Genomic DNA, 24,444 nt, shown 5'->3' with positions numbered 1-24,444 from the left:
GCTGTTCGCCAATTAAAGCGGTACGCGAGCTGGGTTCAAAACGTCGTGAGACAGTTTGGTCCCTATCTGCCGTGGGCGCAGGAATCTTGAAGTGGAGCTGTCCCTAGTACGAGAGGACCGGGATGGACAGACCCCTGGTGTTTCGGTTGTTTTGCCAAGAGCATTGCCGAGTAGCCATGTCTGGAACGGATAACCGCTGAAAGCATCTAAGCGGGAAGCCAACCACAAGATGAGGATTCCCTGAAGGTCCGTCGTAGACGACGACGTTAATAGGCCGGGTGTGGAAGCGCGGCGACGCGCGGAGCTAACCGGTACTAATCGACCGTTCGGCTTGACCTTGGGCACCGTCCCGTGTGGCGGTTTGCAGTCCGAGGTTCCGAGCGACACCTGCACAAAGGCCAAATGGCCCGCTCCGAGATGGAGCCCCGTGCACAGCGTACAAAGATCTCTTGCGAGGCGATTCGATGGCTCCGCCGTCACTCTCCTCGCAGCTCGTCGACAAGTTTTGCTGGTGGCTATAGCGGAAGGGCCACACCCGATCCCATCCCGAACTCGGTCGTTAAGACTTCCAGCGCCGATGGTACTGCAGGGGAGACCCTGTGGGAGAGTAGGACGCCGCCAGCGCTATGCCCCCTTCGTAAGAAGGGGGCTTTTTTATTTGGTCGCGCTCGGGCGTCGCGGCGCTCGGGCATCGGGCCGCGTCGGGCCATGCCTGCGGTTGGCTCGCGGGCCACCCTCGGCTCGCCGCGGGAAGCAGGCCAGGTCCTGCAGGGCGGTCGTTCTCGCAGCAGAACGCGGCGATCTGCAGCTGCTGGCCGCCCCTCTTCGGCGCGTCTCGCAGACGCGGTCGTCTTCTCGATAGCTCATGGGCCGATTGCGGCGGGTTGCTCGCCGAGCGCGTCACCGTCGCGCGCGCCGTGGGGATCCGGGCCAAAAGAGAGATCGTCGCTCCCCACATCGCGCTGACCCGACAGGCGACATACACGGCCGCCGCGGCGGCTGGGCCGTCGCGCGCGCCGCGAGAGCGCCGACATCGGGGGCCGATCGCGGCGGGCTGCTCGCCGATCGCGTCGGCTGGGCCGTCGCGCGCCGCGAGAGCGCCGACATCGGGGGCCGACCGCGGCGGGTTGCTCGCCGAGCGCGTCACCCGTCGCGCGCGCCGCGGGGATCCGGGCCAAAAGAGAGCTCGTCGCTCCCCTCATCGCGCTGACCCCCGACACGCGACATACGCGGCCGCTGCGTCGGCTGGGCCGTCGCGCGCGGCGAAGGCGCCGACATCGGGGCCGATCGCGGCGGGCTGCTTGTCGAGCGCGTCACCCGTCGCGCGCGCCGCGGGGGTCCGGGCCAAAAGAGAGCTCGTCGCTCCCCTCATCGCGCTGACCCGACAGGCGACATCCACAGCCGCTGCGTCGGCTGGGCCGTCGCGTGCGCCGCGAGAGCGCCGACATCGCCGGGCAGAAGAGGATGCGTGACGACGAGCCGCTCGCGCGAGATCTGCGCCGCGCTCGCAGTCGGCGGGGTCGATATACTCCGCACCGCGTGAGCACCGCGCAACCCCGCATCCCCGCGCCGTCCCTTGGGGTTTTGGCGGCGATCAGCGTGTGCCACGGCATGAACGACCTGATGCAGTCGGTGCTGCCGGCGGTCTACCCGCTGCTCAAGGACGCGTATCGCCTCGACTTCGGGCAGATCGGCTTGATCACGTTCGCCAACCAGGCGACCGCCTCCTTGCTGCAGCCGCTGATCGGGGCGTTCACCGACCGGCGACCGCAGCCGTTCTCGCTGCCGATCGGGATGGCGTTCACGCTGGTCGGGCTGTTGCTGCTGTCGGTGGCGCCGGCGTACGCGACGATCTTGCTGGCGGTCGCGCTGGTCGGCGTCGGGTCGTCGGTGTTCCACCCCGAGTCGTCGCGCGTGGCCAGGCTGGCGTCCGGCGGCCGCCACGGGTTCGCGCAGTCGCTGTTCCAGGTCGGCGGCAACATCGGCTCGTCGACGGGGCCGCTGCTGGCCGCCTACATCGTCTTGCCTTACGGACAGCAGAGCATCGCGTGGTTCGGGGTGACGGCGCTGGCGGCGATGACGATCCTGGTCGGCGTCGGCAAGTGGTACCGCGGGCAGATCGCCGACCATCTGAAGAAGCACGCGAACGTCGCCGGCGCGCTGCCTCGCGGCAAGGTGCGCACGGCGCTGATCATTTTGGTGCTGTTGGTGTTCTCGAAGAACATCTACCTGGCGAGCCTGAGCAGCTATTACACGTTCTATCTGATCGACAAATTCGGGATCTCGGTCCAGAGCGCGCAAATTCACCTGTTCATATTGCTGGCGGCGGTGGCGGCCGGCACCTTCATCGGCGGCCCGGTCGGCGATCGCATCGGTCGCAAGTACGTGATCTGGGCCTCGATCCTCGGGGCGCTGCCGTTCACGCTGCTGCTGCCGTACGCGAACCTGTTCTGGACCGAGGTGCTCACGGTGATCATCGGCCTGGTGCTGGCGTCGGCGTTCTCGGCGATCGTCGTGTTCGCGCAGGAGCTGGTGCCCGGGCGCGTCGGGATGATCGCCGGAGTTTTCTTCGGCTTTGCGTTCGGCGCGGGGGCGCTCGGGGCTGCTCTGCTCGGGCAGCTCGCGGACGCGACGAGCATCCAGTTCGTGTTCACGGTGTGCTCGTTCCTGCCGGCGATCGGGCTCTTGACCTGGTTCTTGCCGGACATCGGGCCGGCGAAGCGAGGTTGAAGCTCAGCGCGCGCGCCGGCGGTCCCGGTGCGGCGAGCCAGACGACGAGCTCCGCGCGCAGGTCGAGATCGACTGCAAGCTCATGGGCGCGGCTCGTCTCGGCGAGCGCCCGCTCCGTGGGCGGCGAGGGACTCCATCAGGGCCTCGTCGCCGGCTGCGGTGGCCTCGGCGGCATGGCCGGCGAGGTTTCGCGCAGATCCATGGGCTCTGCCCGACCTCGGCATCCGCGTCGAGGTCGCATGAATCGGGGAGCTGACAGCAGCTCTCACATGCCTCGAGGCGTGCTGACGCGGCAGTGCTTGAACCACCCAGCAGCATCGGCGGGTGTGACGAGGCCGGAGACGCGCGAATAGCGGCCTCTAGAAGTAGGACCGTTCGCGCTCCGAGGCCGCGTCGCGCCGCCTTGATCTTGGACCACGCGAGCTCGATGGGGTCGAGGTCAGGCGAGTACGATTGTTGGTAGACGATGTGAACCCAGGGAACTCGAAGGACACGGAACATGGGCATCTCGCGTCGCGCCGGGCAGTCACACGAGACACGGGAGAATGGGCTGAGGTCGCAGAAGTCGCCGGATGAACTCGAAGCGCACGACCTCGTCGAGGGGGCGTGTGGGCTTCGAGCTCGTCGAGCTCGAGCGCATCGGCGGGGCTCGAGCTCACGGCAGCAAGTCACTGCGGGCGGCGTCGGCGGCGTGCTCCGAGCGCGAACAGCAGCAGCGCGGCGCCGGCGGGGTCGGGGCGGCCGGATTGTCTGCAGGCGCAGCCGGCTTCGTGGCCCTCGGTCGCGCCTCCGCTGTCGCTGGCGCCGGCCGTGCTACTCGCAGCATCGGTCGTCCCCGGCGGGTTCGGGTCGGTCGTCGACGCTTCGTCGCTGGTGCTCGACGGGCCTTCGCCGGTCGTGGGCGCATCGCCGGTCGTCGGAGCGTCGCCGGTCGTGGTCGGCTCGCTGCCCGTGGTGTCGTCGGGGGGCGGGTCCGGGGGGGCGGGCGCGTGGACGAGGGCGAGGTAGGCCCGGGTCGCGCCGCCCTCGCCGGCGTCCCAGGCGATGAGGTCGTGCGAGCCGCTGGCGTCGATGTCGGCGAGGAAGTAGCGGTTGTCGGTAGACTCGCTCGGGCCGGAGTTGACCATCATCGGGCTGGGGTCGAAGCCGTCGGGCCTGCCGAGGTACAGCTGCGGGTGGCCCTGGCGGAAGCTGGGGCGCCAGAACAGCTTGTCGGCGCGGCCGTCGGCGTCGACGTCGGCGTGGAAGAAGCGCGAAGCAGCGACGCCGCTGGTGCCGCCGGTGTGCTCGGCGAGGAGCGTGAAGCTGCCGTCGCCGACGCCGGCGTAGACCCGCGTGCGTCCCTCGACGGCCTCGGGGTCCCAGACGATCTTGTCGGCGAGGCCGTCGCCGTTCACGTCTGCGAGATCCATCCGCGCGTCGGTGTTCGTGCTGGTGCCGGGGTCGTCGTTGACGAGCTCGGGATCGAAGCCGCCGTCGCAGCGCGACAGCGCGACCCGGGTCCGCCCGTCGAGGGCGCCCGGGTCCCAGGCCATGCGATCGGCGCAGGCGTCGGCGTCGAGCTGCGCGAAGTACAGCCGGGCGCCGCTGCCGTCGACGACGTCACCGCTGTCCGCGGAGGCGGCGAAGTTGCCGTCGCACAGGGCGCGGCCGACTCGCAGGGGGCCGCCGCCCGCGTCCCGTTCGATTCGATCGGCGCAGCCGTCACCGTCGACGTCGGCGAACCACAGCCCGGCGTCGACGGCGGCGCCGACGACAGGGTCGCCGAACTGGCCGGTGCCGTCGCTGAGATAGACGCGCAGCAGGGTATCGCCGGACTTCCACACGAGCTTGTCGGCCGCGCGGTCGCCGGTGACGTCGGCGAAGGCGAGCGCGGCGCCGGGGGCGTCGCCGCGATCGTCGATCAGCGGATCGGGGCCGAAGGGCGCGGTCCGGATGGTCGCCAGCACTGCGAAGTGATCGGAAGGAGTGATGCCGTCGACCTCGCGTCGATCGACGCTCTGGTAGTAGGTGGTGGCGTCGGCGATCTTGGTGAAGATGTAGTCGAGGCGCGAGAAGTTGTTGCTGGGCGCTTTCCAGGCGCTGTTGAAGGTGGCGGTGTCGGCGGAGGTGTCGCCCGAGTGACGGGCCGAGCGGGCGAGCCGATAGCCGGGTTGCGCTGCCTCGAGCAGCGCGACGATGTCGTCTTCGCCGGAAGCGCCGGCGGTCTGCGGATCGGAGTTGAGGTCGCCGAACAGGACCACGCCGAGCCCGTCCGACTGGGCGGCGATGAGCGCGTGCAGGGCGTCGGCGGCGAGGTTGCGGGCCTGGTAGCAGGCGCTGCCGTGGGCGACGTGGGCGTTGACGATCAGGTAGCCGCGCCCGGACACGAGGTCGCGCAGCTTGACCCACGCGGCGGTGCGCCCGTTGGCGTTGTCAAAGCAGGCGTGATCCTCGGGGTAGGGGTTGGGGATGCTGATGTTGCCCTGGCCGTCCTCGGGCGGCATGGCGAGCCGCTCGAAGCGCGCGCGGCGGAAGAAGATGGTCTTGGGGCTGCCGTTGGTCGGCTGGAACCTGTCGTAGGCGGCGTCGAAGGCGGCGACGAGGTCGTCCTGGATGACCTTGCTGCTCGACTCCTGGACGCCGAAGATGTCGGGGTCGTTGTCGGCGATGACCTCGATCACGCCGGGGCTGCGGTTCGCCCAGGTGTACGCGCCGGTGTCGGCTTCGTTGACCTGCCGGACGTTGTAGGTCATGACCCGAAACGGCTCGTGCAACGGCTCGGCCGCCCCAGCGGACGAGGCCGCGCCGGCGAGGAGCAAGGCGAGGCAGGAGCTCACGGAACGTGGATCTCTCGGCACCCCCGGACCTTAGGCCGAGACGCCGGAAGAAGGAATCCCGTCACGCGCGAAGGCCCGCAGACGAAGACCTGAGAGGCCGCGCGGGGCGAGGTGACGTCGAGGATGCACGGGTCGCAGCGCCGGCGGCTGATGTGATTCGTCAATCGCAGGACATGCTGAGGGTCGACGGTCTCGCGCGAGTCGTCGAAGACGCGGCCGGCTCGGCCGTCGAGTATCGGATCCAGGAGTTCAACGTCCGCCCGCTCGCGGGCGGCGCGGTCGCCCTGGTGACCGGTCGCTACCACGGCCGCATCGGGCTCGGCGGGGCGGTCCTCAGCGACAAGCAGGTCCGCTTCACCAGCGTGTGGGAGCGGCGCGACGCCGGGTGGATCTTGCTGCGGCATCACTTGACGTCCTGCGCGGGGTGAGGCGCGAGAACTCATTACCAGTGCGTCTGTTGGCGTCGCGGGGTGCTGGCATTCACCTTGTCTCCGTGGTGACGGCGATGCACTCGGCGTCGAGCCCGTAGGCGCGGTGCAGCGGGTCGAGCTCTGGGAACGTCGGGCGCTCTTGCCGGCGCGTTTCGTGGTACGCAGCCGGCATGATGACCGTCGACGACGTGGTCCACCGTCTCCGCAGCGAGGGAGACGTCGGGAAGTCGTGGTACGAGACCTATCGCGACCCGCGCCCGCTCGGGCCCGCGGAGCTCGCCCGGCTGCGCCTGCCCGATGGTTCGGAACTGCCTGCGGAGCTCGCCGCGTGGCTCGCCTACGACGCCACGTGGTTGCCGCTGCTCGACCCGTCCGCGCCGCCCGAGGCGCCGCGCCTGAACCTGAGCCCGCTGCGCGAGGTCCTGGCGCGTTGGCTCGTGACGCCCGCCGACGGGCCCTGCGACCCCGCCGATCCCTCGGGCGCGGAGCTCCTGGCGGCCTGGATCGACATGCTCCCCGAGCGCGGCCTCGCCGACGCGCCGAGCCTCGAGCTGCCGATGTCGGGCAGCCAGGAGCACGTCCTCGTGCTGCGGCCCGGCCGCCATCCTCGCGTGCTCGGCTGCCACCGGCGCTACGAATTCTGGTGGAAGTACGACTCGTTCGGACAATTTCTCGCCCACTGGTTCGACTACGAATCGATGGAGTGATACGGCCGTCGCCGCAATGCACGTGGTCATCGTGGTGTTGCGATCGCTCTGCAATCAGTCGCGGGCGAACGCGTGATCGAGCTGCAGCTTGACCTCGCGGATCGCGTCGCGTCGCGCCTGCGGTTCGGTGCCCGTGTGCGCTTTGCCGGTGCCCGAGGCGGTGAACGCCAGGCCGGTGTGCAGGCGGAGCGGCTGGCCGGGCGCGTCGAAGCCGTGGAATGCGCCCGGATACTCGACGAGGTCGATCATCCCCGGGAACCGCTGCGCCAGGCGTCGGCACGGCTCGGCGGGCGTCCAGTCGTCCGCCGCGCCGATGAGGATGGTGAGGGGGATCTGCGGCCGCCAGCTCCGATCGGCGAGGAAGCGCTGGCAGCCGGGGTAAAACGCCACTGCAGTGCGGACCTCGGCTCCGGCCGGGCGTCGCCTGTCCGCGAGCTGCAGCACACTGGTGGCGCCGTGCGACCAGCCGAGCAGGGCCAGGCGTTCGCGGTCGACGAACGGCTGGCGCGCGAGCCAGGCGATCGCGCCCTGGACGTCGCGGGCGCGTCGACCCACCGACACCGGGCGCGGGCGGGTCTTGCACACGTTGCTGACGCCGCGCGAGCCGAAGCTGTCGGGGAAGAACACGACGTAGCCCTGGCGGACGAGGCGCTCGGCCCAGTCGTCGTGGCGCGCCGACAGCCGCTTCGGCGGCTCCGTGCTGAACAGGCCGCTGCAGCCGTGCAGCGCGATCACTGCGGGGAAGGGCCCGGGGCCGGCCGGGCGGTAGAGATAGCCGGTGAGCGGCGTGTCCTGGCGGTCGTCCGAGCGAAACTCGACGAACTCGGGCTGCTCCGCCGCGGCGAGCGCCGGCGCCGACGCGGACCACCACGCGCACGCTGCCGCGAGCGAGCGGCCACGCGCGACTCCTGCGATTCGTCGGAGCATCTCTTCCGTGAAACAATCGTAGCACCGCGGCGCGCCCGGGCCGGGCTCGCGCGAAAGTGCTCGCCGGTCCGGGTCCCCGGCGCGGGGGCCGACTGCATGGGCTCGCCCCGTGAAGGTCTCGCGGCGGCGGTTGCGGCTCACGCCACGCTCGTGGGCGCCGCGGCGAGCTCGCGGGCCGGGACGTGAGCGCGGGGGGCGGCGCCTCGGCAGCAGCAAGCGCGCGTCGGGAGATCGGCGGACGCTGTGCCGTTCGTCATCATCGGCGCTTCACGACGCTCGTCGGCGCCGGCATGGAACCCCGAGAGCGACGTGACGCCGTCCAGCCTCCCAGTCGCCGGCGATTCACGACGCTCGTCGGCCGATGTGCGCCGCAGTCGAGCTCGCCGCTCACCTGAAGCTTGACGAAGCCTATCGGCCTCGCGCACGGGGGCGAAGCGCGGCGCGTCGCAGTCGAGCTCGCCATCGACAATGTATATAGTGATCACGCGCCTCGTCTCGCCGACACGGATCACATCGCGGCGTCTTCGGTATTCGTCGCCCGCGCGCTCCGGGCCCGTCCCCGCGACATCCGTGCCCTGGTATGGCCTGCACGTCGCGGTGCGGCCGGCGGAGCGCACCCCCGCGCAAATGCAAACGCTGACAGGGGCCCCGTCGAGGCATCGATCACGTCGATAGGTGTTTGCGTCCCCCGGTGGCCAGATGCTATCGTCAATTTGCTTCCGCTCCCTGCTTAACCACTTACCTGAAACGCACACCATGATTAAAGCCAACCTGTCCCCCATGGCCCTGTCGCTGGCGGTGCTGTTCGCCTGCAACCCCGACAAGAACCCGATCGACAGCACGACCGACGAGCCGAGCACCGAGAGCGCCGGCACCGATTCGACCGCGGGCGACCCCACGGGCGACCCCAGCGGCGATCCGACCGGCGACGAGCCGATCGTCACCACCACCGAGGGCGACACGAGCACGAGCGACCCGACCGAGGGCCCCGGCGACACCACCGGCCCGGCCGACGGCGAGGGCGCGCCTTGCATCGACACGCCGACGGTCATCGCAGTCGACGCCGACACGCCGCTCGGCAACACCGCTCAGGGGCTCCTGGCCGACAAGCTCGGCCCGCGCTCGACCCTCCTGACCTTCGCCGAGGAGCCGCTGTCGCTGGCCGACGCCTGGCGCGGCGTGACGCTGCCGCTGTCCGTCGAGCTTCGCTACGAGGGCGGCGAGATCCGCTGGATCGAATCGGAGATCAACCCCGAGTTCGGCGGCGAGGGCTTCCCCGGCGAATGTCTCGATCGCCTCGAGGTCGACGTCGGCTTCGACTTCGTCACCGAGGGGCTCGAGTTCGACGAGCACCGCGACGGCGTGCTGCAGTTCGTCGACGCCGAGTCGGCCTCGCTGCGCGTCGAGCTGCTGCCGCCCGGCCTGAACGGCTCGCTCGACCCGGCCACGCTCTACAAGGACGAGGAGCCGCAGTGGGTCGTGACCGGCATCGAGATCGGCGCGACCTTCCAGGGCGCGGCCCTCGGCGGCTCGCTGCTCAACGAGGTCCATGTCGGCGACGACGAGAGCGGCTTCGTCGGCTTCGGCAACGTGGGGTGGTGGGGCGACCCGATCGAGCCGTGACGGTCACCAGCGGCCCGCCGTCGCGCGTCGCATCGACGCCGGCGGCGCGCCGCGCAATGTCATGACTCGCGCCGCAGGTCGATCGATTGCGCCGGCGAGGTGTCGACGCGCATCGACTCGCGCAACAGCTCGAGGGCGCGGCGATTGTTGGCCTCGTCGACCGAGGCGATGCAGTCGCCGGGGGCGCGCAGCTCGAAGCCCCGCATGTAGGCGTCCATCGCGGTGAACAGCACGCAGAGGTCGCCGGTGATGCCGGTGAGGATCAGGCAGCGCGCCTCCAGGTGGGCCAGCAGCACCTCGAGGGAGGTGCCGAGGAAGCCGGAGTGGCGCGGCTTGAGCACGAAGTAGTCGCGCTCCGCCGGGGCCAGGCGCTCGGCGATCGCGGCCCCGGCGGTGTGAGCCCGGACGTGCTGGAGGACGCGGCGGAAGTCGGAGCGCCAGCGGCCGAAGTTGTCGTTGACGTAGATGACCGGCACCTCGGCCGCCCGCGCGCGAGCGGCGAGCGCGGCGATCCGCCCGGCAGTCGCCTCGGCCTGCGGTCGTAGCCGCTCGCCGTCAGGGAAGTCGAAGCCGTTGATCATGTCGATGATCAGCAGCGCGTAGTGACATCCCTTCTCGTCGTCGTCGGACAGGTTGGGCGCGTCGGACATCGCGGCGATCCTCGCCGCTGTCATGCATCATTTCGCGCGAGCGGCAACGCGGAGGCGGCGCGTGGCGAGGAGGCGCGCCGCGAGGCCCGCGAACGGCCTCGCACGCCGCTGGGACCGCTGTCCGCGTCGCTTGCGCGAGAACGAACCGCGCATCCGCGTGGCCGGGGTTTTTCCGCGGTCGCGGGGGCGCGGTCGGGGCATTTGGCCGCAGATCCGCGCGCCGATTGTGACGACCTCGCCGCGTCCTCGCCGCTCGCCGGCCCGCAGCTTGTCGCGCCGCGATCCTCGGGCACACCCACAGTTCATGCTCCCGCGCTCCAACCCCCGCGTCGTCATCGCCGGCGGCGGCCTCGCCGGCCTCGCCTGCGCCAAGCTGCTCGCCGAGGCCGGCCTGCCGGTCACGGTGCTCGAGAGCCAGGCCTACCTCGGCGGGCGCGCCAGTACCTTCCTCGACCAGGACGGCGAATGGGTCGAGCAGGGACTCCACCTGTTCCTCGGGGCATATTCACAGTTCCGGGCGCTGCTCCGCGACATCGGCCGGCCGCCGCGCGAGGTGCTGTACTGGACCGACGATTTGCGGTTCGAGACGCCCGGGGGTCCGTCGGCGCTGTTCGGCACCAACCCGCTGTACGCGCCGCTGCGCACGCTGCTCGGCGCGCTGGGCAACAACGATTATCTGGGGCCGCTGGCCAAGCTGTCGCTGCTGCCGCTGCTGGCCCCGGCCGCGCTGCCGGAGGCGCTGCTGCGCCGCTTCGATCGCCTCACGGTGGTCGACTGGTGGCGGCGCGCGAGCGGCTCGCAGCAGGCGCTGGAGCGGGCCTTGCGGCCGTTCTGTCGCGCGATCCAGTTCACCGACGCGGAGCAGTTCTCGGCCTACAACCTGCTCGGCTGGGCGCATCAGACGCTCATCCGGCCGCTGCGGGCGCGGCTCGGCGGCTATCGCGGCGCGCGTGACTCGCAGATCTTCGCCCCGCTCGCGGCCTGGCTGAAGCAGCGCGGCGTGGAGATCCGCACCAAGGTGGCGCTCGACGAGATCGGGTACGACGCGCAGACGGGCGAGATCACCGGCTTCAAGCTCGTCGGCGGCGAGCTGCTCAAGGCCGACGTCTATGTGATCGCCCTGCCGGCGTGGGTGTTCGCGCCGAAGATCCCGACGCCGCTGCGCGACCGGCCGTTCTTCGCCGACATCCTCGACCTGCCGACGGCGCCGGCGATCTCGGTGCAGCTGTGGTTCGACCGCAAGGTGACCCGACGCGACGGCTTCACGATGGTGGCCGGCAGCAATTGCCCGGTGTATCAGGATCAGTCGCGCCACACCTATCCCTACGCGCAGGGCAGCCGGATCTCGGTGATCGTCAGCCCCGCCGACCCGCTCATGAATTGGGACGACGCTGCGATCGTGGCCCACGTGCGCGCCGACCTCGGCGCCGCCAATCCGCAGATCGCGGCGGCCAAGGTGGTCAAGCAGGTGGTGCTCAAGCACGAGCACCACCTGGTCCGCCCATTGCCCGGAGCGATGACGCGGCGGCCCTCCCAGGTCACTCCGGTCGAGAACCTGTTCCTCGCCGGCGACTGGACGCAGCAGGAGTTCTTCGGTTCGCAGGAGGGGGCCGTCCGCGGCGGCAACGCCTGCGCGCGGGCGGTGCTCCGCGCGGTGAATCGCGGACTATGGACATAGCGCGCGCTGCCGCGGCGGCGCGTCAGTTCGCGCCGCTCGCTCGCCACTTCAGGGCGTCGACGATCGTCAGGGTCAGCTCGATCGGCGAGAAGCTGGGCGAGAGGTAGCGGCAACGGGTCGAGCCGGTCGTCGCGCGCTCGTCGCGAAGCGAGCCGGACTGCGGCACGATCACGATCGACGCCTGCGACGGCATCTCGTGCAGCAGGGTGAGCGGGTCGACGCCGGCGCCGATGCACAGCGCCTCCTCGACGATCGCCAGGCGGAGCTCGTGGGCGCTGTGGTCGCCCATCTGCGCGGGGGTGGGGACCCCGTAGTGCTCGTGCACGGCGAAGCCGAAGCGACGCAGCAGGTCCCCCACGTGGGTCAAGCGGGTCGCCGCGCCGATCAGCAACACCGCCCCGAGAGTCGTCTTGGTGCCTTGAAGGCAGGTCACGCCCGCAGGGACTGCAGCAAGCGTGCCACGCGCCGCATTGGGTCGCACACGGCCCCTGGCGAGCCCTCGGGGTGGCTTTCCGGGACACGGCGACGGAACGGGCGTATCTTTGGCCGCGCCATGGCGAAGAAACGACAAGCTGTCGCCGCTTTTGCTCCGATTTTGCAGTCGGCCGCCATGCGCAAGCTCGATCGGGTGCTGCGTTCCGTCGCCGACAAGCAGGTGATGCTGACGTTCATCGGCGAGAGCGGGGTGGGGAAGGAGGTGCTCGCTCGGCGGGCGCACGAGCTGTCGGATCGGCGCAACGGACCCTTCGTGCCGATCAACTGCGCGGCGATTCCGGAGTCGCTGTTCGAGAGCGAGTTGTTCGGTCACGAGCGGGGCGCGTTCACCGGCGCCAGCGAGCGGGCGCGCGGCAAGGTCGAGGCGGCTGACGGCGGCACCCTGTTCTTCGACGAGATCGGCGAGATGCCCGCGCCCATGCAGGCGAAGATCCTCCGCTTCCTCGACAACCGCCGATTCATGCGAGTCGGCGGGACCACCAAGCTCGAGGCCGACGTGCGCCTGATGTGCGCCACGTTGCGGCCGCTCGCCCAGGACGTGCGCGCCGGACGGTTCCGCGCCGACCTCTACTACCGCATCGAGGGCGTCACCTTGCAGGTCCCGCCGCTGCGCGAGCGTCGCTCGGCGCTCATGCCGTTGATCCGCCAGTTCATCGCCGAGACGACTGCGCGCCACCGGGTCGAGCCGCCGCGGCTGACCCGGCCGGTGCGCGCGGTGCTCTTGCAATACGACTGGCCCGGCAACGTCCGCGAGCTCCGCAACATCATCGAGCGCCTGTGCCTGCTGCGCGGCGGTCGACAGGTCCGTCTACATGACCTGCCGGAGCACATGCGCGCGCAGGCGTCGGACGAGCTCGCCGCCGGCGTGGCCGGGCCGCTGGTCCTCTCGCTGGACGACGGCCTCGACGCGATAGTCCGCAAGATCGTCGAGGCCGCGTTGATCGAGGCGGGCGGCGACACGCGGCGGGCGGCGACTCGCCTGCGGATCAGCCCGCGGACGATTCAACGCTATATCGCCACCGGCCAGGTCCGCGTCCCGCATCCGGGGTGAGGCGGCGCGAGGCGGTCGCGCCGCACCGGTACGTGCACCGGGCTACGCCTGTCGCAGCGCGAGGCCGTCCTTGAGCGAGCCGGCGGTCCGCAGCTCGCCGAGCGACACGTCCAGCCCGACGAGCACGCGGGCGACGCGGGGTTGCACGCCGGTGAAGATTCAGCAGGCGGGCGTCGCGGGTGGCGGTCAGCTCGCCGATGAGCGGCACGACGAGGGTGTGGTCGGCGACCTCGAGCACGGGGATCGACACGGCCTCGAGCTCCGCGTTCTTGCGCGCCAGCTCCGACTCGCGGTCGCTGAGCAGCGCCTCCGCGCGCTTGCGGTCCTCGATCTCGAGGATGTAGCCGACCAGGAATTCGAGGGAGCCGTCGGCCGCGAACACCCCGTGGCCCTGCTCCCACACCCAGCGGACCTGCCCGTCGCGGCGGCGGATCCGGTACTCGACCTCCCACTTGCTGTGGGCGGTGAGCCCGGCCTGCACGACCTCCCAGGCGTGGGCCTGATCCTCCGCGACGATCATGTCGACGCCGTACGAGACGGCGCGCGCGTCGACCACCTCGTGGACCGAGTAGCCGGTGAGCTCGTGGGCACCGGCGCTGAGGAAGTCCATCGTCCAGTCGGGGTCGTTGCGGCAGCGATACAGCGCACCCGGCAGCATGTCGGCGAGCGCAAGCAGAGTCCCGATGCTCTCCCTCGCGAGGCGTTCCTGCACGCGAAAGATGGTAGAGCACAACCGGGGCGAAATGGGGCGACCAGGCGCGTGAGGGCGCTGCCTACGCCGGCGGCTCGACCGCCGCGCCGAGGCCAGCCTCGGGCGGGTTCGATCGGCTCGGGCGTTCCACAGACGCAGGCGCCGAGGCGATTCGACGCCGGCCGCGGGTCGCAGGTGTGCTCAGGAAGTGGGCGCTTCCTGGGGGTTGGAGAGCAGGTCGCCGGGGACGAAGCCCGGGCAATTGGTCTGCACGCGCCGGCACGCCTCGCCGACGGCGGGCTCCTTGCTCGGCATCTCGTCCTTGTACTTGCCGATGTTGCCGCAATCGAGCTCCATGTAGAATGACTTGAGCTCGGCGACGACCTCCTCGATGCACGCGTCGAGTTCGCCGACCGTCGTCGTACAGGTGGACCAATCGATGGGGCAGGTCCTCTCCTCCGACTCGACGTGGGCGGGCTTCTCCGGCGCGGCGACGCACTCGTCGCGGGCGGCGATGCAGGCGTCGACGCTGCCGTCGTGCAGCGTCGACGAGAGCACGATGCCCTGGAGCGAGCACACCGCGCGGCGGACCTCGTCCTCGTCGATCTCTCGCGTGGAGTAGGTCGCGGTGGCCTCGCAGAGCTGCTCCTGCTCGGCCGCGCTCAGCTCGGAGACCTTCTTGTTCGCGGGCAGGTCGGAGATGGTGGAGTTGGCGGTCGCCTCGTCCTCCTTGCACGCGAACAGGCCGAGCAGGGCGACGAGCGGCAGCGGAGAGAGCTTGGTGATCATGGCCTGCGACTATGCGCGGCTTCGTCGAGTTGGCAACCGAGCGAAGGCGCCGTCCGGACGGGCCGCTGGGCTGTGTGGCGAACGGGCGGCGCGGCGCGCCGGAGCGTGCTGGACAATCGTCATTCACCGCGGCGAGCCGAGCCTTCGCGGGAATTGACGAGAACCTGACGAGGACGTTCGTCTCGGACGAGGCATGCTCCTCGCGCAAGAAAGAAGATGACGCGAGCGTGATGCCGGCCGGCGACTGCGGGCCGCGCAGCGCATGCTCTGGAATCTTTGCTGCGATTTTTCGCCCTCGCCGAGTGGCGAAATGCGCAGACTTGCCGCCGCCCGCGGGCAAACTCCTCGAGCAGCCATGCTTCGCCTGTCCCACTGCCATGCCCCCGCTGCGCTGGCGCTGCTCTGTGTGAGCGCGGCTTGCTCGCCCGTCGACGCGCCGGCCGCCGTGGTCGGCAGCGAGGGCGGCGCTCCCCTCGACGACGCGGACGGGCCCGTCTGTGAATGTATCGACCCGGAGCAGTTCGGCTTCGACTCGCTCCTGTGTCGCGAGCGCTCGTGCGGGATCGTCACCCGGGGCTGCGTCTCCGCAGACGAGCAGGGCGACGACATCTGCGGCGCCTGGGCTCGATTCGAGGTCGACGCGGAGAAGCTCGATTGCGCCCTCGACGATCTGATCATGGGGCGACCCGGCGTGATCGCCTACGAGGACAATTACGTCCCCGACGATCCGGACGTCGCAGGCGATTTCTCGTTCCCCCACGAATTCTTGTGGGGCGGGTTCATCCAGGTGCTGCCGGCGCGTCGGGGCCTTGGGCGCGACTGGACCTGGATCTCGGACCTGGACGGCACCTCGGTGGAGGAGACTGCGGCCGACGTCTACCCATTGAAGGACTCGGCGTACTTCGCGGGCTGCAAGGCCGAGCCCGACCCGTCGCGGCGCTTCGACTGTCTGCTCGCCTGGAGGACGGGCACAGCCCAGTCGACCTGTGACGACGTGGGCGTCATCGAGTACCCGACGAGCGAACCGTAGACGTCGCGTTGCCGTCATTTCAGGATGGGTGAATCATCATGCGAATCGTTCTTGCGATGTCGGCTGCCTTGCTCCTGCTGGCCGCTTGCCCTTCCGAGGAGGGTGGCGCTGCGGCGTCGACCGTCGGCGGCTCCGGCTCGCACGAGCCGGGCCCGTCGGCGATCATGACGACGGGCGGCGAGGCCGACGCCGGCGAGCTGGTGGTGCGGGGGCGGATCCAGGGCGACCTGCCGGACGTGCCGGTGAAGGTGCTGGTGCTGTGGTCGATCGAGACGTCGACGGGCGAAGGCCTTTACAGCTTCGGGGACGGCGCAGTCGACGGTCACGAATTCTCGGTGGCGATCCGGGAGCCGCTGCCGCTGGAGGCGACCTTCGGCGGCGTGATCGGCATCGGGATGCTGGTGCTGGTGCCGCTCGATCTCGTGGTCCCGGACGGAGTCCTCGACGAGGACTTCTTGGACCAGATGCTCGGGATCTCAGGGAAAAACAGCATCGTCTGGCGCCCCGATCCGGTGGTGGCGCTGACCGACTGGCCGTGGGCGAATCAATTCCCGAGCGGCTATGCCTGTGGTCATTGCGTCCAGAGCGCGGAGATTGAGACCTTCGACGGTTTCGCGGTCGGCCCCTGCGAGGGCATAGCGATTTACGTGCCGGCGGAGACGGCGCCGTGGTGCGAGTGGACGTGAGCGGTCGATCAATGCTCTCAGCGTGCCGGCTGTGATGGTTCGGCCGGGCCGCTCGAGATGCCGAGGTCGACCAGCAGTCGCGCGTAAGGGCTGGCGACGGCGCGCTCGTGGACGTCGTGGAAGGCGCCGGCGAAGCCGGCCATGCCGAGCGCCAGGGCCACTGCGCCGACGAGCCAGAGGCCGGCGACGGTCCGGCCCGAGCGCAGCGTCGCGGGGACCGGCAAGCCGATTCGTGGTAGGGCGAGGGCGAGGCCGTTGAGGCCGTGGTACAGGCCGGCGAGCGAGAACAGCAGGTAGTACGGGAAGAAATAGGCGAAGAACCACACCATGGTGTAGGCGACGCCGTCGAAGCCGGGGAACACGCCGTACACCAGCGAGGGGCCGCGGGTGGCAATCGTGTGGCCGAGGGTGAAGACGAGCAGGACGATCGCGGTGATCCGTTGCCAGCGCGCCCGCGGGTGATTGGAGGCTTTCTGGCCGCGCCGTCGCCGTCGCGCCATTCGCCACACGCTGACGACGATATGCACGAGCAGCGGACCGAGGACGCACGCGAGCTCGACGAGCGGCGCCTGGTAGACCGTCTGCAGCTGGCCCTGCAATTCGTCGTACACCTCGGGCCCGGCGGTGGCGAACATCTGATTGACGAGGTGGGCGAGGAGGAAGAGCGCGAACAGGGCGCCGCTGGCAGCCTGAACACGGATGAGCGCGCGCTCGCGCGCAGCGTCGCGGGAAGGGTCGGTCGCGGGACTCATGCAGGCACGACGAGGCAGGGTGTCGCCGGCGTGACAGGTAAAAATCGCGCATGGCGTGGGCGGGGAGTCCTGCTCGAGCAGGTCCGCGCGCGGCGGCGAAAAGGCGGGCTGCGGGGCTCGTCGCCGACGCTGTGAGCGAGTCGCTTCGCGGTGCAGCGGCGCAAGGACACGTGGCGTCGGTGCGGGTGGCTCCTGCGAGGTGAGGAGCGTGCGGGCTGGCGCGCCCAGGTGCTCGCAGCCCGGCACGGCGGGCTCGAAGCAGTGGGGCAAGACGTCCGCGGTGGTAGCCCGCGGCGGGGGACGGAGCGTCGGCGGCTCGAGTCGTCCAGCGGGTCGCGCCTGGTGATGAACTCGTCCGCGATGATCGCCGACGGATCTCCGCCGGCTCCCGTCGGGGCCCGAGGTCGTCGCGAGTGGGAGCGACGTGCGTCGATCGCTCGCGGTGCGTCGGACCTTGCGCCGCTGCAAGTGGCGAGCGTGCCGACGACGTCGCCACGCCTGCCGCTCCGACGACGCGATCGAACAGGCCGCGGCGGGCGTGCCGACGAGGGCGCGAACCGTCGGTCGCTCCGACCGCGCTGCGGCGGGCGTGCCGACGACGTCGCCACGCGGTCGTGGCTCGCTCGGGCCGCGTCGTCGGGCGCGCCGGGCGGTCGCAGGGGTCTGGCGTCACCGCGGATTGGCATTGCGCAGAATCGCGCGTGTCGCCATAGTTCGTGGATGTGGGACTCGACCGATCTCGCAGGCGACCGGCGACGGCGATCGGACCGCCGCGGGCGGCGATGAATCTTCGTGAAAGTCGCGTGTAAGGGCGCGGGGAGCCCGCTGGCGGCCGCTCGTGGGCGGGGCCTCGCGGCCGCGACGCCGGCACAGACGGCCGTAAAAGCGGGGCTGGAACGGTCGTGAGTTGCCGCCTCGGCTCCGCTTGATCCGCGCGAGAACACTCCGTTGCGATATACACATCGTCACACGGAGTACGGACCTTGCCACAGATGATTTTGGAAGACTTCAACCTCGAGAACGCCGAACGCCGCCTCTGCAACGAGGCGCTCACCACCGCCGGTAACATCGTGGGCGCGGCGTCTCTGCTCGGCATCACCCGCCACGCGCTCAAGCGGCGGATCGTCAAGCTCGGCCTCGAGTGGCCGCGTCGGGCCGGTCAGTCCGCCGCGGTGTCGGCGTCGGCGTCGGCGCACACGAGCTGAGCCACCGCCGCGTCCAGGACTGGCGTCCTGGCGGCGCGGACCGGCCCCGCGGCGCTCCTCGACGGGCGCCGCACGACGGCGGCACCGGACCTGTCCGGCTGCGCCGAACCTCGCCCCTCGAGCGGCTCCGGTGTCGACCCAGAGTTCTGCTCCGAAGTACATGTCCTGAAGTTCAGTAGGTCCCGTGGGCGCGAGCGCGCCCCGCACGCCCGAGCGAGTCTCGGAGCGGCGGGGCGGGCTCGGGCCGGCAGGGCGTGGGTCGCCTCGTCGCCGTTTCGCCCGCCGTGGACCGGCTGTGGCATGCTCGGCGCATGCACGAGGTCGATCGTTTCAGCGCGCTGCGGAGCGCGGTCCAGCAGGCGATCTTGGGCCGCGACGGCGTCACCGACCGCGCGACTCGCCGGCGCGCGTACGACGGCGAGGGCGAGCCGGGGGCGATCGCCGCGTACGTGGCGACGGTGCAGCGCAACGCGTACCGCGTCGACGACGCGATGATGGCGGCGGTGCGGCAGGCGGGGCTGGGCGACGACGCGATCTTCGAGCTCACCGTGGCGACCGCGGTCGGCGAGGCGACGCGGCAGTTCGACGCGGCGATGGCGGCGCTGGCGGCGGCGCTGGCGGAGAGCGAGGGCTGACATGCGGATCCCGTCGATCGAGGCGCCGCGCGGCGTGCGAGAGAAGTTGATGCTGGCGCTGATCCGGGTGCTCAGCGGGCACCGGGCGCCCGATGTCGTCCGCACCCTGCGCTACCGGCCGGAGATGTTCGGCGCGCCGATGGGCGCGGTGTTCCAGGAGGTGCTGCGCGGGCCGTCCGAGTGGTCGATCGGCGAGCGCGAGCTGTTCGCCGCCTGGGTGTCGAAGAAGAACGAGTGCGAGTTCTGAACGCGGGCCCACGGCGCGGTCGCGTCGAAGGTGATGGGCGACGAGACGGTCGCGGCGGCGCTGGCCGACCCCGACAGCGCGGCGCTGCCCGAGAAGGTCAAGGCGACGCTGCGGCTGCTGACGAAGGTGACGCGCGCCCGCGAGTCGCTCACCGCCGCCGACGTCGCGCCGGTGCTGGCCGCCGGGGTGTCGCGCCAGGGGGTGCTCGACGCGCTGATGGTGGCGTTCGCGTTCAACGTGATCACGCGCCTGGCCGACGCATTCGAGTTCGAAGTGCCGTCGCAGGCGTCGTTCGACGCCTCGGCGAAGACGCTGCTCACGCGCGGCTACAAGTGAGCGACTGGTGATCTGCCCGATGTGACATGTCGTTCAGAGCATGTCACATCGGGCAGCTCTGTCAGCGGGCCTGGGCGATGCAGCGCTCGATCAGCTTGCGGCTCATGCCGGTGAAGCGGCACAGGCGGTCGACGCGGTCGTCGGCGTAGGCGAGGTTGATGATCATGAGGTCGAGGTCGAGGATCTTGAGCAGGCTGCGCCCGGCGGCGGCCCGGCGCGCGGGATCTTCGACGTGCGCCTCGAGCAGCGCGAGGCCCTCGCCGCGGAGGAAGCTGGTGACGGCCTCGACCCACCACGGGCGGACGCCGACGCGGACGTGGGCGAGGCCGATCCGCCAGCGCTCGGCGAAGTAGCGCTCGCCGTAGTCGCCGCCGAACAGCTCGTTCAGCCAGCGCAGGTGGGTCTGCTTGAGGGAGTCGACGCGGCCGGCGATGAGCGCGGCCTGCTCGGGGTCGGCGGCGAGCTTGGCGTAGAAGCGGTCGGTGAGCGCGGGGCCGTGGGCCGCGAACAGCGGGGCCATCTCGCGCAGACGGGCGGCGTCGTCGGCGTCGAAGCCGATGAAGCGCTGGATCGCGGCGTAGATCTCGGACGTGTCGGTCATGGTGTCTCCGGCGGAGCCGCGGCGCGCGTGAGCCAGGGGCCGAGCAGCGCCAGCAGCTTGCGGGTGATGAGATTGGTGTGGCGGCGCCAGGTGCGGCCGCCGGGGACGAATACGACGAGGAACAGCCGCGGCACGCAGTCGCGCGCCAGCGGGCGAATGACGACACGACCGGCGTCGGGCGCGGCGAGGGTGAGCTCGTCGACGCCGGCGAGGCCGAGGTCGCGGACGGCGCGGTTGACGATGTCGTCGAACAGGCTGGTGAGCCCGGCGGCGACGTCGCTGCGCGCGTGCTCGCCGGCGGCGGCGACGAGCAGGCCCTGGTCGGTGCAGACGAGCGACAGCGGGTAGCCGCCGCCGCGGTTCATGCCGCCCAGGAGCGTGGTGAGCTGGGCCTCGACGCCGAGCATCGGGTCACCCGAGCAGGCGGCCGATCTCCTTCGCCGCGCGCGAGATGTCGAGGAAGACGAGGCCGAGCTTGGCGGCCTCGGTGGCGAGCACGGTGAGCACCGCGTCGGCGCCGGTGCGGGCGAGGATCGCAAAGCCCTGCGAGCCGCGGACCATGACCAGCGAGAATTCGCCGCGCGCCAGTTCGCGGACGATCCGCTCGCTCATGCCGAGGAGCGCGGCGCTCATGGCGGCGACCCGGTCGTCCTCGACGTCGGCGGGCAAGGCCGAGGCGATGAGGAGGCCGTCGTTGTCGACGACGGCCGCGGCCTCGATGTCGGGGGTGGTGGTGGAGAGGTTGCGCAGCAGCTTGCTTATCTGTTCGGAACGGGTCATCGGACTTCCTCCGGGTCGGGTCCGGCCTCGGCGCGACGCCGGGCGAGGACCCGCAAATTCTGTTGGACCGCGCGATCGTCCGGGCGGCGAGCGAGGGCGCGGCGGAGCAGCGCTTCGGCAGCGTCGAATTCGCCGCGGCGGGTGAGCTCGCGGCCGCGGTCGACGAGGTCGTCGTAGTCCTCGCTGTCGACCACCGCGAGCGGGGGCGGGCGCCGCGGGACGCCGTGGACGCGCTCGACGAGGCCGAGGCGCAGGGCGTCGAGGGCGGCGTCGATCACGAGGGTGGTGATGCCGGGGTGCGGGTCGACGAGCTCGGCGAGGCTGCGGCGGCCGTCGAGCTCGAGCACGATCGGGTCGAACGGGCCGCCGGTGGGCTTCCACGGCTTGTCGTCGACCCGCCGCAGCACTGTGTCGGCCAGCCGCTTCCACTCGTCGCGCAGGCGATAGGCGTCCATCAGGGCGAAGGGGACGTTGTCGCAGGTGCGGTCGCCGGCCGGCTCGCCGCGGGCCAGGACGAAGCGGCCGCGGTCGTGGAAGGCGAGCTCGCGCAGGGCCTCGACGCCGGTGAGGCGGCCGCAGGCGACGGTGCCGACATGACCCTTGAGCAAGCTGATGTCGCCGCGACCCTCGATGCGCAGCCAGCCGCTGATCGCCTCGACCTGCGCCAGTTGCAATAATGAGACGAGGCTCACGTCGCGCAGGTCGCCGCGCAGGAGTTCGGTAGATCGGGGGCGCAACGCGCGTATGGGCTCTATCACCGCAATTCTCCGGTCGACAGCCAATCGATGCACTGCACTGTATCACCGGCGATACGCGACACCAGGGAGTCGTGCCGGCAAGACTTGCGGGGCGCGTGAGCTGAACCGGACACCGTCCGCCGCGTGTGCGCGCGAGGTCGACCTGCCCCGGCGTCATCGGGGCGAGCCGGCAGCGCAGAGCGCTGCGACGCAGAGTCGCACGGCTTGCGGGCGGGATGCGCACGGCCGGCGGGTGACGCACTCGAAGTAGGAGCGGAGATGCGAGGTGAGTGCGAGAGGCTGGCGGATGTGAGGATGTGAACCAAATGAGGAATGACGTGAGGCTTGGAGAGTGCATCGAGTGAGGTGGATGAAAGGTGGGCGAGCAGGCGGATTTTATTAAAACGCAGGGCGCGAATCGCCGGAGGCGAGCGGATAGGCCGAGGGCGAGGAGAAGGGCTCGCGGGCGGCGAATGAGAGGTGAGCGGAGCCTCGGCGAAGCGAGGAAAAACGGGAGCCTCGGTGCGAGGCGAACGTCTCGCACCGAGGGACGACGCATGTAAGGCGAATGGGGAGCCTCGAAGAGAGAGGGAATCTCTCGCGGCGAGGGCGGTGGAACGTCATGCGCGAGTAGACGGCGAATGTGGCGATCCACGAACGGACGGAGCGCTCGGGCGCGAGCGAGGCGAGCGCTGGGGTGAGACGGGTCGACCCGCGCGGGAGGGCGCTCGTGCGCGCGGCGAAGATCGTTGCGAGTCGGGAATAGCCGGGCGGTCGTCGGGTTCAAGGTCGCATGCTCCCACGCGGACTCGTGCTCGCGTCGCTCGTCGCGGCGGGCTGTAGTACCCACCTCTCACCGCTGCACGACGCGCCGATCCAGTTGCCCGCGCTGCCGGAGGCTTCGGGCCCGCCGGTGTCGCTGCTCGTGTGTCGATTCGGCGACCTGCGCGGCGACCGGTTGATGACGACCTCGCCGGTGGGCCTGATCCCCGGGCCCAATCTTCTTTATATGGGGAACACGATCCACTACGTCGACCGCGGCGGGTTCGCGGGCAGCAAGAACGGGCGACCGCAGGTCCGCTCGGGCGATCTGCAGACGGCGCTGCCGGACCTGCTGGCGGCGACGATCCGCAAGGCGCGGCCGGACTGGCCGATCGAGGTCACGGCGTCGCCCGAACGCTGCCGGGCCGGCGGCGATGCGACGTACGTGATCGACGGCGCCATCCGCCGCACCGATCTGCGCCTGCACAGCAACGCGGTGCCGCTCGGGGTGCTGGGGCTGATCGGGGTGCCCTTCACGTTCCTCTCGTTCGACGGGGAGCTGGACGTGGAGATCCGCCGCGCCGACACGGGGGCGATCGCGTGGCGCCACGGCTTCCGCATCGACGAGCGCCGCGCGGTGGGGCTGTATTACGGGCACAAGGCCGCGTACACGCTGTTCTCGTCGCTGCTGCAGGAGACGGTGGCGCACAGCGTGGCCAGCGCGATCCACATCGCGGAGCGCGGAGCGTGAGCGCGCGATGCAGGGGCCGAGGTCGCGGGGCTCGTGATTCAGGACGGTGCGTGGCAGCGACAGGGGAATGTGAGGACCGGGGGCGCCGGGGTCCGGATCCACCGAGAGGCGCTCTCGGCGATTCGCCGGGCGCTTCATCGATGGTCGTGAGTCGCTACGGGCTCCGCGAGCAGCACGTCGCGTCGGCCCCGACGGACGAAGGCGGACCGGGCAGGCGATGATGGATCCGCCGGAGGGCCTCGAGGTGCCGCGTCGTCGCGCGGCGGCCGGGGTCGATGGCGGCGAATTGTCGCAGCGCGGAGGTGCGCGGCCGAGATGCATTTTTAAAAAGAAAGCATGCGGCCAATCGACCGCGGGACGGCGCACGTCAGGCATGATTCACGGCCGCTGCCGATGGTTCCCGCCAGGTGCTGTCTGCAGGCCGCAACCTCGGGCGCCGCAGCAGATTCGTGGCAGGTCCAACCGGTTGCGGCTGGTCGGCGCGCCGGTTACCGTCGGAACGTGCGGGGCCATTTCTTTTTAAAAAAAGAGAGAGAGAGAAAGCGGGAGGCGAGTCGACGGGCTGGACGACTGACGGCGGCTGCGCGGGTGCGGGGAATTGGGCCAGGCGCCGCGGCGGTCGTCCATGCGAGGGCGGCGGCGCGATGAATCACGGTGATCATCGAGTCGCGATCGAAGAGACGAGTGGCTGCGGTCGCTACGGGGGCAGTGGTGCGGGGAATCGCGGTGCGGGCCGCGGCGCGGGTGAACATCGCAGCGAGGGGCCGACGAACTGCTGCGGTGGCGGCGGGAGTTGCGGTGCTTGGAATCGCGGTGCGAGCCGCGGCCACGGGTCGACGAGCTGCTGCGGTAGCGACGGGCGGGGCGGTGCGGGGAATCGCGACGGGTCGACGAGCTGCGGTAGCGACGGGCGTGGCGGTGCGGGGAATCGCAGTGCGGGCCGCGGCGCGGGTGAAGGGCCGACGAGCTGCTGTGGTAGCAGCAGGCGTTGTGGTGCGGGGAATCGCGGTGCGGGCGGCGGCGCGGGTGAACTTCGCAGCGAGGGGTCGACGAGCTGCTGCGGGCGTGGCGGTGCGGGGAATCGCGGTGCGGGTCGCGTCGCGGGTGGACATCGCAAACAGGGAGCGACGAGCTGCGGCGGTCGCGACTGGGATCGCGGCGCGGGTGAACTTCGCTATGACGGATCGACGCGCCGCTGCGGTCGCGACGAACGCGGTGCGGAGAATCGAGGCAGGCGCCGCGGGGCGGAGAGGACGAGCGGCGGCGACCTCGCGCGCGAGCGGCTGCAGGCGCGGTCGGTCGAGGTCGAGCGAGCGCGCGAGTCCGACCGA

At 70.7% G+C, this 24,444-nt stretch carries 24 protein-coding genes and 2 rRNA genes (1 of these 26 cut by a window edge); 15 read left to right on the top strand and 11 right to left on the bottom strand.

The genetic code is table 11. From position 1 onward, the window contains the following. From OV090_RS08680 to OV090_RS08670, 3 genes are all read left to right on the top strand, one after another. Positions 1–339: ribosomal RNA gene (locus OV090_RS08680) — 23S ribosomal RNA — on the top strand; it begins 2,604 nt to the left of the window's first position. Between the two features lie 168 nt (positions 340–507). Further along, a 5S ribosomal RNA gene (rrf, locus tag OV090_RS08675) occupies positions 508–624 on the top strand. A 915-nt stretch (positions 625–1,539) separates the two neighbouring features. Next, entirely contained in the window at positions 1,540–2,730 is a 1,191-nt protein-coding gene (locus OV090_RS08670) for an MFS transporter (RefSeq protein ID WP_346660358.1), read from the top strand. Between the two features lie 668 nt (positions 2,731–3,398). Here OV090_RS08670 and OV090_RS08665 read toward each other — a convergent pair. Next, on the bottom strand, positions 3,399–5,549 hold the full coding sequence (locus tag OV090_RS08665; RefSeq protein WP_267703057.1) for an FG-GAP-like repeat-containing protein: 2,151 nt from the start codon (positions 5,547–5,549) through the stop codon (positions 3,399–3,401). A 5-nt stretch (positions 5,550–5,554) separates the two neighbouring features. On the opposite strand from OV090_RS08665, the gene OV090_RS08660 reads away from it, so the two are divergent. Next, positions 5,555–5,977: a DUF4440 domain-containing protein gene (locus OV090_RS08660; RefSeq protein WP_267703056.1), complete on the top strand. Its 423-nt coding sequence runs from the start codon at positions 5,555–5,557 to the stop codon at positions 5,975–5,977. 173 nt (positions 5,978–6,150) lie between these two features. Further along, a complete protein-coding gene (locus tag OV090_RS08655; protein ID WP_267703055.1) occupies positions 6,151–6,687 on the top strand; it encodes a hypothetical protein in 537 nt (178 codons plus the stop codon). Between the two features lie 54 nt (positions 6,688–6,741). On the opposite strand, the gene OV090_RS08650 is transcribed toward OV090_RS08655, so the two are convergent. Continuing rightward, complete coding sequence (locus tag OV090_RS08650) at positions 6,742–7,614, bottom strand: dienelactone hydrolase family protein (protein ID WP_267703054.1); 873 nt, start codon at positions 7,612–7,614, stop codon at positions 6,742–6,744. A 756-nt stretch (positions 7,615–8,370) separates the two neighbouring features. Here OV090_RS08650 and OV090_RS08645 point away from each other — a divergent pair. After that, a complete protein-coding gene (locus tag OV090_RS08645; RefSeq protein ID WP_267703053.1) occupies positions 8,371–9,237 on the top strand; it encodes a hypothetical protein in 867 nt (288 codons plus the stop codon). 59 nt (positions 9,238–9,296) lie between these two features. On the opposite strand, the gene OV090_RS08640 is transcribed toward OV090_RS08645, so the two are convergent. Further along, a complete protein-coding gene (locus OV090_RS08640) occupies positions 9,297–9,887 on the bottom strand; it encodes an isochorismatase family cysteine hydrolase (protein ID WP_267703052.1) in 591 nt (196 codons plus the stop codon). A gap of 304 nt (positions 9,888–10,191) precedes the next feature. Here OV090_RS08640 and OV090_RS08635 point away from each other — a divergent pair, with 304 nt between their 5' ends. Continuing rightward, the gene (locus OV090_RS08635; RefSeq protein ID WP_267703051.1) at positions 10,192–11,565 is read left to right on the top strand and encodes an FAD-dependent oxidoreductase; all 1,374 of its coding nucleotides are present in this window, start codon (positions 10,192–10,194) and stop codon (positions 11,563–11,565) included. A 22-nt stretch (positions 11,566–11,587) separates the two neighbouring features. On the opposite strand, the gene OV090_RS08630 is transcribed toward OV090_RS08635, so the two are convergent. Continuing rightward, a complete protein-coding gene (locus OV090_RS08630; RefSeq protein WP_267703050.1) occupies positions 11,588–11,998 on the bottom strand; it encodes a hypothetical protein in 411 nt (136 codons plus the stop codon). A gap of 120 nt (positions 11,999–12,118) precedes the next feature. Between OV090_RS08630 and OV090_RS08625 the strand changes: the two genes are divergently transcribed. Continuing rightward, entirely contained in the window at positions 12,119–13,111 is a 993-nt protein-coding gene (locus OV090_RS08625) for a sigma-54 dependent transcriptional regulator (RefSeq protein WP_346660357.1), read from the top strand. Here the strand turns inward: OV090_RS08625 and OV090_RS08620 are convergent. Both OV090_RS08620 and OV090_RS08615 read right to left on the bottom strand, forming a co-directional pair. Continuing rightward, a complete protein-coding gene (locus tag OV090_RS08620; protein WP_267703048.1) occupies positions 13,047–13,823 on the bottom strand; it encodes a PAS domain-containing protein in 777 nt (258 codons plus the stop codon). The two genes, OV090_RS08625 and OV090_RS08620, sit on opposite strands and share 65 nt — an antisense overlap. Positions 13,824–14,003: 180 nt before the next feature. Then, entirely contained in the window at positions 14,004–14,591 is a 588-nt protein-coding gene (locus OV090_RS08615; protein WP_267703047.1) for a hypothetical protein, read from the bottom strand. Between the two features lie 355 nt (positions 14,592–14,946). On the opposite strand from OV090_RS08615, the gene OV090_RS08610 reads away from it, so the two are divergent. Together OV090_RS08610 and OV090_RS08605 are read left to right on the top strand one after the other, a co-directional pair. Further along, positions 14,947–15,621, top strand: coding sequence for a hypothetical protein (locus OV090_RS08610; protein WP_267703046.1), 675 nt, complete (start codon positions 14,947–14,949; stop codon positions 15,619–15,621). A 164-nt stretch (positions 15,622–15,785) separates the two neighbouring features. Continuing rightward, complete coding sequence (locus OV090_RS08605; RefSeq protein WP_267703045.1) at positions 15,786–16,307, top strand: hypothetical protein; 522 nt, start codon at positions 15,786–15,788, stop codon at positions 16,305–16,307. A 17-nt stretch (positions 16,308–16,324) separates the two neighbouring features. Here the strand turns inward: OV090_RS08605 and OV090_RS08600 are convergent, their stop codons facing one another. Then, positions 16,325–17,059, bottom strand: a complete 735-nt coding sequence (locus OV090_RS08600) for a hypothetical protein (RefSeq protein WP_267703044.1) — start codon at positions 17,057–17,059, stop codon at positions 16,325–16,327. 992 nt (positions 17,060–18,051) lie between these two features. Here OV090_RS08600 and OV090_RS08595 point away from each other — a divergent pair. The 4 genes from OV090_RS08595 to OV090_RS08580 all read left to right on the top strand — a co-directional run bounded on the left by OV090_RS08595 (position 18,052) and on the right by OV090_RS08580 (position 19,482). After that, a complete protein-coding gene (locus tag OV090_RS08595; protein WP_267707086.1) occupies positions 18,052–18,264 on the top strand; it encodes a helix-turn-helix domain-containing protein in 213 nt (70 codons plus the stop codon). A 311-nt stretch (positions 18,265–18,575) separates the two neighbouring features. Further along, the gene (locus OV090_RS08590; RefSeq protein WP_267703043.1) at positions 18,576–18,899 is read left to right on the top strand and encodes a hypothetical protein; all 324 of its coding nucleotides are present in this window, start codon (positions 18,576–18,578) and stop codon (positions 18,897–18,899) included. Between the two features lies 1 nt (position 18,900). After that, positions 18,901–19,146 carry a peroxidase gene (locus tag OV090_RS08585; protein WP_267703042.1) on the top strand — a complete coding sequence of 82 codons (246 nt, stop codon included), beginning with the start codon at positions 18,901–18,903 and terminating at the stop codon, positions 19,144–19,146. 33 nt (positions 19,147–19,179) lie between these two features. Continuing rightward, positions 19,180–19,482: a hypothetical protein gene (locus OV090_RS08580; protein ID WP_267703041.1), complete on the top strand. Its 303-nt coding sequence runs from the start codon at positions 19,180–19,182 to the stop codon at positions 19,480–19,482. Positions 19,483–19,543: 61 nt separating this feature from the next. On the opposite strand, the gene OV090_RS08575 is transcribed toward OV090_RS08580, so the two are convergent. From OV090_RS08575 to OV090_RS08560, 4 genes are read right to left on the bottom strand one after another with little or no spacing between them, the layout of a single operon-like run. Next, complete coding sequence (locus tag OV090_RS08575) at positions 19,544–20,083, bottom strand: protoglobin domain-containing protein (RefSeq protein WP_267703040.1); 540 nt, start codon at positions 20,081–20,083, stop codon at positions 19,544–19,546. Continuing rightward, positions 20,080–20,490 carry a hypothetical protein gene (locus OV090_RS08570; RefSeq protein WP_267703039.1) on the bottom strand — a complete coding sequence of 137 codons (411 nt, stop codon included), beginning with the start codon at positions 20,488–20,490 and terminating at the stop codon, positions 20,080–20,082. The genes OV090_RS08575 and OV090_RS08570 overlap by 4 nt, the downstream gene beginning before the upstream one ends. A 4-nt stretch (positions 20,491–20,494) precedes the next feature. Beyond that, entirely contained in the window at positions 20,495–20,863 is a 369-nt protein-coding gene (locus OV090_RS08565; RefSeq protein WP_096331661.1) for a roadblock/LC7 domain-containing protein, read from the bottom strand. Beyond that, positions 20,860–21,600 carry a DUF4388 domain-containing protein gene (locus OV090_RS08560; protein ID WP_267703038.1) on the bottom strand — a complete coding sequence of 247 codons (741 nt, stop codon included), beginning with the start codon at positions 21,598–21,600 and terminating at the stop codon, positions 20,860–20,862. Before OV090_RS08560 ends, OV090_RS08565 begins: the two co-directional genes overlap by 4 nt. Before the next feature lie 793 nt (positions 21,601–22,393). Here OV090_RS08560 and OV090_RS08555 point away from each other — a divergent pair. Then, positions 22,394–23,113, top strand: a complete 720-nt coding sequence (locus OV090_RS08555; protein ID WP_267703036.1) for a hypothetical protein — start codon at positions 22,394–22,396, stop codon at positions 23,111–23,113. Positions 23,114–24,444: the final 1,331 nt, after the last annotated feature.

The organism is Nannocystis sp. RBIL2, from assembly GCF_026626745.1.
GTDB lineage: Bacteria > Myxococcota_A > Polyangia > Nannocystales > Nannocystaceae > Nannocystis.
The sequence above is the reverse complement of the archived record's forward strand: the minus strand, read 5'-3'. Positions and strand labels throughout refer to the sequence as shown.